General features: G+C 57.0%; 13 protein-coding genes and 1 tRNA gene. 4 read left to right on the top strand and 10 right to left on the bottom strand.

All coding sequences use genetic code 11. The features are described 5' to 3' along the window. Positions 1-10: 10 nt before the first annotated feature. A tRNA-His gene (locus tag D3P04_RS15545) sits at positions 11-87 on the top strand. A gap of 87 nt (positions 88-174) precedes the next feature. On the opposite strand, the gene D3P04_RS15540 is transcribed toward D3P04_RS15545, so the two are convergent. From D3P04_RS15540 to D3P04_RS15510, 7 genes are all read right to left on the bottom strand, one after another. Next, positions 175-534 carry a DUF1850 domain-containing protein gene (locus tag D3P04_RS15540; protein WP_220475360.1) on the bottom strand — a complete coding sequence of 120 codons (360 nt, stop codon included), beginning with the start codon at positions 532-534 and terminating at the stop codon, positions 175-177. Then, the gene (locus D3P04_RS15535) at positions 531-2,618 is read right to left on the bottom strand and encodes a TRAP transporter permease (RefSeq protein ID WP_119750477.1); all 2,088 of its coding nucleotides are present in this window, start codon (positions 2,616-2,618) and stop codon (positions 531-533) included. The genes D3P04_RS15540 and D3P04_RS15535 overlap by 4 nt, the downstream gene beginning before the upstream one ends. A 73-nt stretch (positions 2,619-2,691) precedes the next feature. Then, a complete protein-coding gene (locus D3P04_RS15530; RefSeq protein WP_119750475.1) occupies positions 2,692-3,648 on the bottom strand; it encodes a TAXI family TRAP transporter solute-binding subunit in 957 nt (318 codons plus the stop codon). A 151-nt stretch (positions 3,649-3,799) separates the two neighbouring features. Continuing rightward, positions 3,800-4,162 (bottom strand): Grx4 family monothiol glutaredoxin, encoded by a 363-nt coding sequence (gene grxD, locus D3P04_RS15525; protein WP_119750571.1) that lies wholly within the window; start codon positions 4,160-4,162, stop codon positions 3,800-3,802. Between the two features lie 71 nt (positions 4,163-4,233). After that, the gene (locus D3P04_RS15520; protein ID WP_119750473.1) at positions 4,234-4,476 is read right to left on the bottom strand and encodes a BolA/IbaG family iron-sulfur metabolism protein; all 243 of its coding nucleotides are present in this window, start codon (positions 4,474-4,476) and stop codon (positions 4,234-4,236) included. Positions 4,477-4,916: 440 nt separating this feature from the next. Further along, a complete protein-coding gene (locus D3P04_RS23420) occupies positions 4,917-6,554 on the bottom strand; it encodes a Hint domain-containing protein (RefSeq protein ID WP_182912893.1) in 1,638 nt (545 codons plus the stop codon). 307 nt (positions 6,555-6,861) lie between these two features. Beyond that, on the bottom strand, positions 6,862-7,212 hold the full coding sequence (locus D3P04_RS15510; protein WP_147391950.1) for a hypothetical protein: 351 nt from the start codon (positions 7,210-7,212) through the stop codon (positions 6,862-6,864). A gap of 321 nt (positions 7,213-7,533) precedes the next feature. On the opposite strand from D3P04_RS15510, the gene D3P04_RS15505 reads away from it, so the two are divergent. The 3 genes from D3P04_RS15505 to D3P04_RS15495 all read left to right on the top strand — a co-directional run bounded on the left by D3P04_RS15505 (position 7,534) and on the right by D3P04_RS15495 (position 9,324). Continuing rightward, complete coding sequence (locus D3P04_RS15505) at positions 7,534-8,088, top strand: thioredoxin family protein (protein ID WP_119750469.1); 555 nt, start codon at positions 7,534-7,536, stop codon at positions 8,086-8,088. Positions 8,089-8,096: 8 nt separating this feature from the next. Then, a complete protein-coding gene (gene gph, locus D3P04_RS15500; RefSeq protein WP_232845032.1) occupies positions 8,097-8,768 on the top strand; it encodes a phosphoglycolate phosphatase in 672 nt (223 codons plus the stop codon). Positions 8,769-8,895: 127 nt separating this feature from the next. Continuing rightward, positions 8,896-9,324 (top strand): TIGR01244 family sulfur transferase, encoded by a 429-nt coding sequence (locus tag D3P04_RS15495; RefSeq protein ID WP_119750465.1) that lies wholly within the window; start codon positions 8,896-8,898, stop codon positions 9,322-9,324. Positions 9,325-9,372: 48 nt separating this feature from the next. Here D3P04_RS15495 and D3P04_RS15490 read toward each other — a convergent pair whose 3' ends face one another. From D3P04_RS15490 to D3P04_RS15480, 3 genes are all read right to left on the bottom strand, one after another. Then, positions 9,373-9,717 (bottom strand): arsenate reductase family protein, encoded by a 345-nt coding sequence (locus D3P04_RS15490; protein ID WP_119750463.1) that lies wholly within the window; start codon positions 9,715-9,717, stop codon positions 9,373-9,375. Between the two features lie 143 nt (positions 9,718-9,860). Further along, entirely contained in the window at positions 9,861-11,168 is a 1,308-nt protein-coding gene (locus D3P04_RS15485; protein WP_119750461.1) for a DUF3422 family protein, read from the bottom strand. Between the two features lie 70 nt (positions 11,169-11,238). Next, positions 11,239-12,684 (bottom strand): NAD(P)(+) transhydrogenase (Re/Si-specific) subunit beta, encoded by a 1,446-nt coding sequence (locus tag D3P04_RS15480; RefSeq protein ID WP_119750459.1) that lies wholly within the window; start codon positions 12,682-12,684, stop codon positions 11,239-11,241. Between the last annotated feature and the right edge of the window lie 7 nt (positions 12,685-12,691).

The raw sequence follows: 12,691 nt of genomic DNA, 5'->3' as shown, positions 1-12,691 counted from the left end.
ACGGCTTCGGGCCGCCTTAGCTCAGTTGGTTAGAGCGCTGGATTGTGGATCCAGAGGTCCCCCGTTCAAGCCGGGGAGGCGGTACCACCATTAACCAATTGGTTGAGTGGTCTCGGATTCATCACATTCCATACAGGTCCGAAGTCTTTCAGGCGCGATCTGATGAAACAGCGATTACGGACAGGGGCGAACTACGATCGGTGCGCCCGCATCCATGCCGATCTCATGGCAGGTTTCACTGTCGCAAATATGCCACCCATCGCCGGTTTTTCCGCTGGCGGCAAGGATCAGTTCGGTTTGAACCGGCAAATCCGGCCGCCAGACCCACCAGTCACCCTGCTTGACCGCGTTTTCGCCCGGCTCCATACCAGCACCGGATCCTTTGACCGCGGCTTGGGTCAGAAGCAGGCCGGTTTCCTCTATCCGCCAATATTCACGCCATGCCTGCCGTTCAACCGAATGAGTCCATTCCAGCCGAAAATCCGCACTGCTCAATGCAATCATCGTCGCCCCGGCCAGAAGGCAGCCCGTCAAGCCAGCAGCTTTCGTTTCCAGATGAACACGAATAGCGCGGTCAGCACGAAGCCCATGGCATCGGCTATCGGATATGCCGCAATCAGAAGGAATGCCGCGGAGGTAGCCAATAGGCGCTCCCATATGGTAAGGTGCCGATCAAGCCAGCCGATGACTGCAAGCCCCCAAAGTCCGATGACAAGCACGCATTTGGCGACGATATAGGCGACTGCCGGCAAAAAGCCGATGGCATCGGTAAGCGGACCGCCATTTTGCAGCATAAGGGCCGGAGTATAGACAGCCATAAAAGGTATGACGAAACCCGCGGCCGCGATCTTCAAGGCTTCGAAACTGATTTTGAGACCCTTTTCCCTGGCGATCGGTGCTGCGGCAAAGCAGGCCAAAGCCACCGGCGGGGTCAGGTCGGCCATGATGCCGAAATAGAATACGAACATATGGCTGACAATCAGTGGAACCCCCAGTTCCAACAGGGCAGGGGCCGCGATTGTCGAGGTGATGATATAATTGGGAATGGTGGGAATACCCATGCCCAGTATCAGGCAGGTGACCATCGTCAGAACCAGTGACAGAAACAGGCTGCCCTTGCCGACCGAGACAATATAAAGGCCAAACGTATTCGCCGCGCCGGTCAGGGTCATGGTGCCGATGATCACGCCAACCAAAGCGCATGCGATACCAACGGGCAGGGCTGTCTTGGCGCCGTCGGCGAGGCTGTCGATAACCTGCCGGATGGTTCCGCGCCCGCCCTGACTGATCACATTCCAGATCAGCAGCACCGTGATTCCGAACCACAAGGCGTTATTGCCGAATTTCATGAAGCTCGAGGCGATCAGGCCCAGCCCGATCCAGAATATGATTTTCATCACTTGCGAGGGCAGCCCAAGCGCAGCCGATGCTCCCAGGATCAGCATCATGGTCAGGGCAAGGCCCACAGTGCCGGCAAATAGTGGCGTATAACCCGAGAACAGCAGATAAACCAGAACCGCCAGGGGCAGGATCAGATACCAGCCTTCGCGCAATGCGTTGAGAGCCGAGGGAAGCTCGGATTCAAGCATGCCGCGCAAATTCGTGCGTCCGGCTTCAAGATGCACCATCCAGAAGGCCGAGGCGAAATAGAGTATCGCGGGAATAATCGCGGCCCGCACGACCTCGACATAGGCGATGCCCAGGGTTTCGGCCATGATGAAGGCGACGGCACCCATGACCGGAGGCATGATCTGCCCACCCATCGACGCGGTCGATTCGACTCCGCCCGCGAAAGCCGCGCGATAGCCGAAGCTTTTCATCAGCGGAATGGTGAACTGTCCGGTGGTAACGACATTGGCCACGCCAGAACCCGATATCGTGCCCATGAGGCCCGAACTGACAACGGACACTTTCGCCGCCCCACCTTGCCGATGCCCGACCAGACCAAGCGAAACATCGGTGAACAGCTTGATCATACCGGCTTTTTCCAGAAATGAGCCAAACAGGATGAACAGGAAAATATAGGTCGCCGAGACATAAAGCGGGGTGCCATATATCCCTTCGGTCCCGAAGCTCATCTGCTCCATGACCTGAGCAAGATCATAGCCTCGGGTCGCGAGGGGGCCCGGGAAATATTGTCCGAACAACGCATAAATCAGGAATACCCCGGACACGATCGGCAGGGCCGGCCCCATCACGACCCAGGCCGCGGCGAATACCGTGATCAGGATAATGATACCGATCACGATATCGACCTGGTTGATCGCTCCGGATCGCATCATCAGCGGCACATATTCGATCCATTGATAGCCTGCAGCAACAACACCAAGCGCGGCTGCGATCCATGACAGCGTAATTCCCGCCTTGCCCCGGTTATTCAGCAGGGCAAGCAGTGGAAAGCACAGAAGCAACAGGAAGCCCAGATGCAAGGCGCGCTGCACCTGACTGGACAGATTGACGATATGTGCGGCGATGGCGATCTGATAAAGTGAGAACGCAACCGCGATCCAATACAGGAGCCGGCCCTGCAGCCCTGCAGGAAAGCCCAGTTCAAGCGGATCGTGAATGCCAGAATCGCCGGCCTGACCAGCAGGGGCGGTGATGATCGTTTCGGTCATGGCCACTGTCCTGAAGAAATCGGAATCGAATGAAGAAAAGAGCCGAGTAAACCCGGCTCTGACCTTCCCGTGCCTATTCGGCCTTTACGCCGACCTCATCGTAATAGCGCTGCGCGCCGGGATGGAGGGGAGCAGGCATGCCCTGCAACGCGTTCTGAACGTCCATGCCGGCGGTTGCCGCATGTGACGCTTTCAAAGTGTCCAGATTATCGTAAAGCAATTTGGTCATCTGATAGGCCAGATCATCGCTGACATCGCTGGAGGTCACCAGATAATTGATCACGGCAACCGTCGCGACATCCTCTGTCTGGCCGTCATAGGTTTCGGCGGGGATGGTTTCGGCAATATAGGGCGCGCCAAGTTTCTCGGCGATTTCAGCCGGTACGGCAACCACTTTGATATCGACCGCAGTCGAAAGATCCTTGAGCGAGGCAACCCCAAGGCCAGCGGATTGCAGCGTCGCGTCAAGCTGACGGTTCTTCATGAGCTCGACCGATTCCGCAAAGGGAAGATACTCGACCTTGCCCAGATCGTCATAGCTCATGCCGGCGGCTTCCAGAATTGCCCGCGCGTTAAGCTCGGTTCCGGATTTAGGGGCACCGACCGACAATGCCTTGCCTTTCAGATCTTCCAGCGTCTCGATGCCGGAATCCTTGGTTGCGACGATCTGGATATAATTCGGGTAAATCGCCGAGATTCCACGCAATTTATCAAGGGGTTGAGGAAAGCCAGCTTCGGCATCTCCTTCTACCGCGAATTTCACGGAATCGCCAAGCGCAAACCCGATCTCACCCTTGCCTTGCTGAAGCAGATTCAGATTCTCCACGCTTGCCTTGGTCGCTTGCACCTGGGTCTTGGCGTCGGGAATTCCGTCCGTATAAATCTTCGACATCGCGCCGCCGACCGGATAATAGACGCCGGATGTCCCGCCGGTCAGAATATTGATGAAATCTTGCGCCGCTGCCGTCAATGGCGCGGCACCAAGTGCCAGCGCCGCCGTGCAGGCAAGGATGTTTTTATGAATTATCATGATGTTCCTCCCTTATAACCATATGACCATCGGCAGTCTGCCGAGGAAAGTTTTACTTCAGAGACTGCTTTTTGGCCAATTTTGCAATAGTGAAAAACCACATCCGCAATGCGGCCGTCAACATCGATACTGTCGGTTGCGACATGCCGGATCAGGCATTCGCCTCGCGAATTTTGTCGGCGGCTTCCTTGTCGTAGCCAACATTTTTCTGATCGAAAAGCTGGTCCAACTCGCCCGACAGGGTCATCTCGGTGACGATATCGCAACCACCGACGAATTCACCCTTGACATAAAGTTGCGGAATTGTGGGCCAATCCGAAAATTCCTTGATTCCCTGGCGAATTCCGTCATCCGCAAGCACGTTTACATCCCGATAGCTGACACCCATATAGTTCAGCACACCGGCGATCCGGCTGGAAAATCCGCATTGCGGCATTTCCTTGGTACCTTTCATGAAGAGCACGACCTCATTCGCGTCGATCGTCTCCTGGATTTGTGTTTTCACATCGCTCATTGCGCTGTCCTTTTGATCATAATTCTCAGAATTTCCCGTCTGCCGCCTGAATGCCGGGGCAGGGGCATGCACTATTCCGGTGCCTTGGTCGTCAGGGCAAGCGCATGCAATTCGCCCGCCGGACCATCCATTTTTCCTTGCAAGGCGGCATAAACCGCACGCTGTTGTTGAACCCGGTTCTTGCCGCGGAAACTTTCATCGACCACCTCGGCCGCATAATGATTTCCGTCTCCTGCAAGATCGGTAACCGTGATCTGCGCGTCCGGGAATGCGACTCTGATGAGCTTTTCGATTTCGTGAGCTTCCATCGCCATCTGAAGTTCCTTCTGTCGTTGCTAACAGATGTAGGGGAAGGCCCGATAAGCCGCAAGGGCGGCTACCCGACCCATGGCAGACTGTCCGTGCTGATATCGTGATTGTCGCATGCGTCGCAAAACAGAAACGTCACTGCAGACCAGCAGTGCCGGCTGCCTTGCAGGGCGGCGACATCCTCTATCGCAGCCATGACCAGTCTTTGCGCCCCCCGTTAAGGTCTGGGAAGCTTTCTTCAAAGATGAATTGACACAGGAGCAAGCGCTTCAATTTGAGGCCCACAAAGGAGCCGTTCGCTGCAAGCGCACGGTCTGGATGTTCGCCCTCGCATCGTTCGGCAGGTTCGGCGGAAATGGCTGAACCAACAGGGCGCCATATCGACGCGATCGGTGTGGGTCGAGCAGCGGGACGGGCGATTGCGGTTATCCGGGTTCGCACATGGTCAATCGGCTATCATATTATTCCGCACCAATGCCTGATTATTCTTCAGGTGACGCGCCACCAGTTTGCGGCTCATTTGACCCGAAACGATAGGGCGTGCCGGGATCGGCTGGTAACCTGCATGAAGAAGTTCAGGAAATAAGGAGAAGATTTCGTCACGAGCAGCTTCTCCCACAGACATCAGTGCTTGGGCACCAGTGTAAAGAGATTCCGTTTCCGCACCGTTCGAAAATACAACTTCATGCCGGTCAAATAGCATATGAAAATATTCCACCGTCTCTACATCTGCCGCAACATCGATACCATCCAACTGCAAGAGCTGCTTGGCCGCAACAAGGACCTCAGGGGCATCGAACATGCGCTGTGCGATTTTTGATCTTACCAAAACCCGATGTTGGGGTGAAACCAGCAGATCTTGAAAGGGTATGTTTTCACTCAATGCCCCCGCCTTGATGCGGATGGGCCGCAAATTCGGAGCGAAAGCCAATTGCCGTTTGCATAGCTTGGTAGAGCCGATCCAGCGGATCGACTGATAACCGTCATCCTTCGTGAAAACCATATTCCCGGGCTGCAGCGCCTCGATCGTGACAAGTCCGCAATCGGTCTCGATAAGCGTCCCACGCGTGAAGCAGGTAATGACATCCACCTGAACGAAGCCGACATCTGTGGTTCCCGCACCGTCGTCAACCGTGTATGTGATTACTTCCTGCCGGGCCTCCGAGGAGGCATCAAAGGAAAGCGTGCCGTCGGCGTTCAGCGTGACCACCGTTCCAGAAATCAATGTAACGCTGTCTCCCGGCGCGACGTCCTGACTATTGATCTGAGTTACCGTCAAGGATGGGGTCAGGCTGCTGATGTCATTCGCAAGGACATCAACAACCTCGCGCCCCCCGATAGCCATTGTCCCTGTGTCACTTTGGGCGATCACATCCGTCTGAACGCTGTCCGCCGCGATAAGAAGGTTGGAATCATGGCCAATGTCACGGGCATCTGCGATCCCGATCCATATTTCGTTCTCCACCCCCGGATTGACCGGTGCCTTGACAGAGAGAGAGACGGTGAAGCCGTCCATTTCAGTGTTGAACTGGCTCGCGGCATTGTCGACATATAGGTTATCATTGGAACCGCCCGGGGCGATATTCTGTATCGAAACGTCACCATCTCCAATCGGCAGTTCCGCACGGACACCGTTTACATAGATGCCGACGGCATCGTTGTAACCGCCGTGATATTCATCCGATGAGAAGGTAAGCTGCATGGTAAGTGTTGATCCGGTGGGAACAAACGTGGCCTGCAAGATGGAGCCATCGAATGTTCCCTCGCTGACATTGGCGATCTGATCGAGCCTGGGATCTCCGTCGACCCCGTTCATGTTATTGCCGTAGTCATCCGTCCGGTTCGCTTCGCCTGAACCGGTTTCATGCGTGAAAGAGTTCACATATCCAGTCGACAAGATGATCCCGCTATCTGCGGGCAAAACTCCCGGTGACGTGGCATCTCCATTTGTGTAAATTCCCTTCGATTCCGGATCTCCGCTATAGGTTGCCGAGATGACGCTCACACCCTGGCCGAAAATTGTCTCCGCGAGTGTGGTGCCATCTACCGACGAATCCACAGGGAGCTTGACTGCTTGAACCATCTGGCCGTTCCTTGCTTTTCCGTGACAAAATATGCCGGTTCTTCCGAGTTTCTGACCGGAATATCCCCGCCTGCTATTATCCAGCCAACTGATGACGCTCCCGCTGAGCATCTGTCAGAACTACACGGCCGCATTGGATTCATATCTCAATCACGGTAGCGTGATTGGGCTTGCCGGTCCATCTTTCAATTCTGCTGAATTCTTGCGATTTCTTATATTTGGGGCCGCTCTTGCTTTGGAAATCACCTCGGCGCTATGGCAGGCATGCGGATGGAAACGAGAATGACATGGCGTCAACATGCAGCGCTCAATTGCCCGGTGTGGACTCCTTGCGGTCATTCTGCTGGCGGCAATTGCCGCCGAGCCGCTTGTTCTCGGTTATTGCCGCATGGGTCACCCGCGGTTCCTTGTCGAACATGGTATAGGGCAGGGGGATACCATCCTTCGCGATCTTGAGCGATTCATCGGCAAATTCACAGAGATCGACATATTTCCCGGCGGCGCCGGGGCTCAGCTCATTGGGTTCGAGAATGATCCGCTTCTTCTCGTAGGACATGGCCAATTGCCTGGACACCAGGCGTTCATCGTGGCGGCACAGGATCTGGCGCAGCCGATCGGGCTCGACATTATTGTGCCGCCAGCCGCGTGCCCGATGCACCAGGCCGGCGGCCCGGAGCTCCGGTATCGTGTCATGAGCCGATGCATCTGGCGGGGACTCAGACTCCACTTGGGGGAGTGTGACATTCCTGCTTTGCCAATGTAGGATATTTTAGCATTGTGGTTATAGTTAATTTCCATATAATCAGTATTATGGAACATTACTGTTGAGATTGAAATGCTCATCACTGGGCACCATCTGCGCGATATCGTCCAGGATCCTGCGCGAATTCGGCTTTCATTAATATGCTGCGACCTTTGCGTATCTTGCCCTTACGGCCAAGTTCGGAAAGATTCAGCTCGAAGATGTAAGGAGGCCTAGATGGCAGTTACACCCCCCGTTTGCGATTTTGGCGCACCATGGCACGACTTTACCTTGTCCGGCACTGATGGCCAGGATTACAGCCTTGGCGATATCGCCGGTCCCAAGGGCACGCTGGTCATGTTCATTTGCAATCATTGTCCTTATGTTCAATCGATCATCAACCGCATCGTGCGCGATGCCGGTGAATTGCAGCAGGCCGGTATCGGCGTCGTCGCCATCTCTGCCAATGATGTCGCGGAATATCCGCAGGACGGCCCAGAACAGATGAAGACCGAGGCCGAGAAGCACGGATTTACCTTTCCGTATCTTTATGATGAAACTCAACAGGTCGCGCGGGCCTATGGAGCAGAATGCACACCGGATTTTTTCGGATATAACGCGCATGGCAAGCTGCAATATCGCGGGCGGCTTGACGCCTCGCGCCGCGAGGCCACGGCGCCGGATGCCCGTCGCGAATTGTTCGAGGCCATGATGCAGATAGCCGAAACCGGAAAAGGCCCGAAAGATCAAATACCTTCGATGGGATGCTCGATCAAGTGGAGAACAGTATGAATGTTTGTATGACCCCCTGCCCCATAGCCTTCGACCTTGACGGCACCCTGATTGACAGCGCGCCGGATATTCATGCCTGCGTCAATACCGTGCTGCGCGAATTCCATGTTTCGCCGCTGACGCTGGATCAGGTGCGCAGCTTCATTGGCGGCGGAGTCGAAGTATTGTGGCAGAAGGTCACCCGCGCCACAAATACCGATCCGGCCCGAATGCCCGATATGGTTTCGGCCTTCATGGCCCGTTACCATACGGCAACAGCATTGACCCGGCTATTCCCTAATGTCAAGGAAACATTGGAAATTCTTGCCGGCAGAGGGCACCCTCTGGGGATCTGCACCAACAAGCCGCTACAGCCAACGAAAGCCATTCTGGACCATTTCGGCATTCGCGACCTGTTTGGGGAAATCATCGGCGGCGACTCCCTGCCTGAAAAAAAGCCCGATCCGGCGCCGCTTCGCGCGGTTTTGGCAGGCCTCGGCGCGCATCCTGCAAACCCTCAGGCGATTTATGTCGGCGACAGCGAATTCGATGCGCATTGCGCGGCGGCGGTGCCGGTACCCTTCATGATTTTCAGCCGCGGCTATCGGCAAACACCGATAGCAGAACTTCCTCACGCGGCCGAATTTGACGATTTCACTGCGCTTCCGGCCCTGATCGAATCTGCAAAATCCGTGGCATGATCCGGGCGATTGGCCCGACTGGTGTCAATATCCTCTGTCACCGCGAATTGAGCCGACAGCATGCTTGACATCGGCTTGAAAAAAACGGCAATCCCATGACGTAACCGCGCAACCGAAAGGCTCCGTCATGGATCTGCGTCAGCTTAGCCCTGACCTTGCCGTCTCGCCCCAGATTCTGCCCGAGGATATTCCTCAGCTTGCCGCGGCCGGATTCCGGGTGCTGATCAATAACCGTCCCGATGACGAGATCGAAGCCGATATCGATCATGAGGTCATGGCCGCCGCCGCTAATTCCGCAGGAATGGCCTATTATTACATGCCATTCCATCCCGGGCAGATCACCCCTGCCCTGATCTCGGAATTTGCCGGCGCTACCGCCGGACAGGCCCCGGTCATTGCTTATTGCCGCTCGGGCAACCGCTGCACGGTGCTGTGGGCATTGACACAGGCCGGAAAACGACCGGAAAGCGAGATTCTCGAAACGGCGGCCAAGGCGGGATATGACCTGTCGACCCTTCGCCCGCTTCTGGCCTCGCTGGCGAACCGCAGGAATTAGGCGCGCCTGCCGGCGCCCGAAGATCGACCCCGCAGCATCACTCCGGGGTCATGCCGGGACGTCCAACGCGCGTTTGACATTGGCGGTCCAGCCCAGCAGACGCTGTTCCCCCGCTGCGATGGCCGGGCGCTTCATCACGCTGGGTTTCTCGCCCATCATCGTGACGGGATCGGCGCGACGTTCTTCCTCGGACATGCCGCGCCATGTCAGGCTGGCGCGGTTGATGATCTTCTCGCCCCATTCGGCTGACATGCTGCTGCGTTCAGCCTTGGACAGAGGCTCTTTCTGAACATCGCGGAAATCCACGGTCCAGCCATGTTCTTCAAGCGCTGCCTGCGCCTTCTGACAGGTCGAGCAATGGGCAAGTCCGTAAAGCGTCAAATTCTTCGGCATGAGATCCTCACTTAAACAAGTGGAACAAGTGGGACACCGCAGGCGGACAGGGCCAGCAAAGCGGTAATGACGGCAAGAAGTCTCATGACATTATCCTTTTCGATCCTTGCCGGATTTATCTTGTACCGGGGCAGCGGCGCAACTCACAAATCATTCCGGTCATGAGTCTGATGCAGGCGGCGCTTGATACGCCACATGCCCCACCAGACGGTCAGAACGGCAATCGGGGTCAATGCCGCGATGAGATAAGCCTTGTCGACACCGATGCGGGCTGCAAGCGGATATAGCGCATAGGATAACAACCCCACCGCATAATAGCTGATGGCGACGACCGACAGACCCTCGACCGTATGTTGCAGGCGCAATTGCAGATCGGCGCGGCGATCCATCCGTTCCAGCAAAAGCTGGTTTTGAGCAGACCGTTCGACATCGACACGCGTGCGCAACAATTCACCTGCGCGATTGGACCTTTCGATCATGCTTCGCAGCCGCTCTTCGGCGGATTTCACCGTGCGCATGGCGGGCTTGTAGCGGCGGCGCATGAATTCCGTCAACATCTGCCGCCCATACAGCCGGGTTTCACGCAAGGCATTGATCCGGTCCATGACGATCGCCTCATAGGCGGTGGTCGCGCCGAAACGGAACGAATGCTGCACCGCCTGGGATTCCAGCTCGGCGGATACGGTCAGCAATTCCTGCAAGACGTTTTCGGCGGACCGGTTTTCATCGGACATGCCTTCGACGATGGCCGAAAGGCGCGGCTCCAATTCGTTCAAGCGGCGGCTCAGGAGCCGCGCTCGATCCAGCCCAAGCATGGAGATCGCGCGATAGGTTTCCAGTTCGACCAGCCTGTGCAGGATCCTGCCGATCCGTCCCTCGCCCAGTTCCGGGCGCACGAATATCGCGAAACGCATCCAGCCATTCGAATCGATACGAAAATCACCCGCGATCACCGCCATTTCGTCCAGCACCCACACAGCGGTCAGCCCGTCGCGCGCGAACCAGTCGCCGATCCGGTTCAATGCGTCCTGAGGATCTTCGGGCAGAATGTCGATTTGCACCAGCATCGCCGCGATTCGCTTGCCCGGCGCATTATCCTGCCATTCCTGCGAAAATATTGCCCCGGCACTTGGATCGAATGGCCGGATGGGCAGGCCCGGAGTCATCGCCATGCAGGTGACGAACTCGGTATGGCTTTCCCATTTCAGATCATATCGCCCCAGCTTGCCCTGATAATGGCTGTCCTGGGGATCGGGGCGTTGTCCGCCATGTCGCTCGGTCAGCTCGGTCAGATGGGCGACATCCCGTGACCTGTCGCGATTGGCTGCGTCGCGGGGCTCCTTGAAGGCGACGAAAGCACAGGTCGCCGGCGCCTTTAATCGCGGGGAAGGCCGGGCATGAAGCTCGTTCACCAAAGCATATCGCTGCGGATGATCAGTGTCGGAACTCACGGGCCGCCTCCTAGCCCAGATGTGAAAACATCGTGAAAGGGCGGGGAAAATCCCCCGCCCTCAGGAATGGTCACTCGACCATCGGCAACAGCTTGTTCACCGAGTCTTTGGCATCACCATAGAACATCCTTGTGTTCTCCTTGAAGAACAGCGGGTTCTCGATGCCGGAATAGCCGGTGCCCTGCCCCCGCTTCGACACGAAGACCTGCTTGGCCTTCCAGACCTCCAGTACCGGCATGCCGGCGATGGGGCTGTTCGGGTCTTCCTGCGCGGCCGGATTCACGATGTCATTGGAGCCGATGACGATCACCACGTCGGTCGAGGGGAAATCCTCGTTGATCTCATCCATTTCCAGAACGATATCGTAAGGCACCTTGGCCTCGGCCAGCAGCACGTTCATATGCCCCGGCAGGCGGCCCGCAACCGGATGGATGGCAAAGCGCACCTCTTTCCCCGCCGCCCGCAGCTTGCGGGTCAACTCGCTGACCGCGCCTTGTGCCTGCGCCACCGCCATGCCGTAACCGGGAACGATGATCACGCTGTCGGCCTCGTTCAGGGCGGCGGCCACGCCGTCGGCGTCGATGGCGATCTGTTCGCCCTCGATCTCCGCCGCGGGCCCTTGTTCACCACCGAATCCACCAAGGATCACGCTGACGAAATTACGGTTCATCGCCTTGCACATGATATAGCTGAGGATCGCCCCCGAGGAGCCGACCAGAGCGCCCGTCACGATCAGCAGGTCATTGCTGAGTGTAAAGCCGATGGCGGCGGCGGCCCAACCCGAATAACTGTTCAGCATCGAGACGACGACCGGCATATCGGCCCCACCGATCCCCATGATCAGATGCCAGCCGATGAAGAAGGCCAGCAGCATGATCAGGATCAGCCAGAACATCCCCGGGCCGACGCCGGTCAGGTAAAGCAGCCCGAACAGCAGCGACAGCGCCAGCGCGCCGGCATTCAGCATATGCCCGCCAGGCAGTTTCTTCGGCTTGCCGTCGATCTTGCCCGCAAGCTTTCCGAACGCCACTACCGAGCCGGTGAAGGTTACCGCACCGATGAAGACGCCAAGAAACACTTCGATCTGCAGCATCGTCAGTTCCGCCGGGGTCTTATGCGCCAGAATGGCGGCAAAGCCGGTGAACTTCTCGACGGCATCGCCTGCGGCTTTCGCGGCGGCAACGCGGCCATTCTCGATCTGCGCGTTGAAACCCACGAACACGGCCGCCAGACCGACCAGAGAGTGCATCGCGGCAACCAGTTGCGGCATTTCGGTCATCTGGACGCGCTTGGCGACGACCCAGCCGATCGCGCCGCCGATGGCGATCATTATAACCGACAGAAGCCAGTTGCCTGCCCCGGGGCCGAACAATGTAGCGACGACGGCCAGCCCCATCCCGACGATACCATACCAGATGGCACGTTTCGCGCTTTCCTGACCCGACAGCCCGCCCAGAGACAGGATGAACAGGATCGCGGCAACCACATATGCGGCGGTGGTGAATCCGTACTCCATCATCCCC

This window comes from Paracoccus onubensis, assembly GCF_003591515.1.
Lineage (GTDB): Bacteria > Pseudomonadota > Alphaproteobacteria > Rhodobacterales > Rhodobacteraceae > Paracoccus > Paracoccus onubensis.
This window is presented reverse-complemented; position numbering and strand designations above follow the sequence as displayed.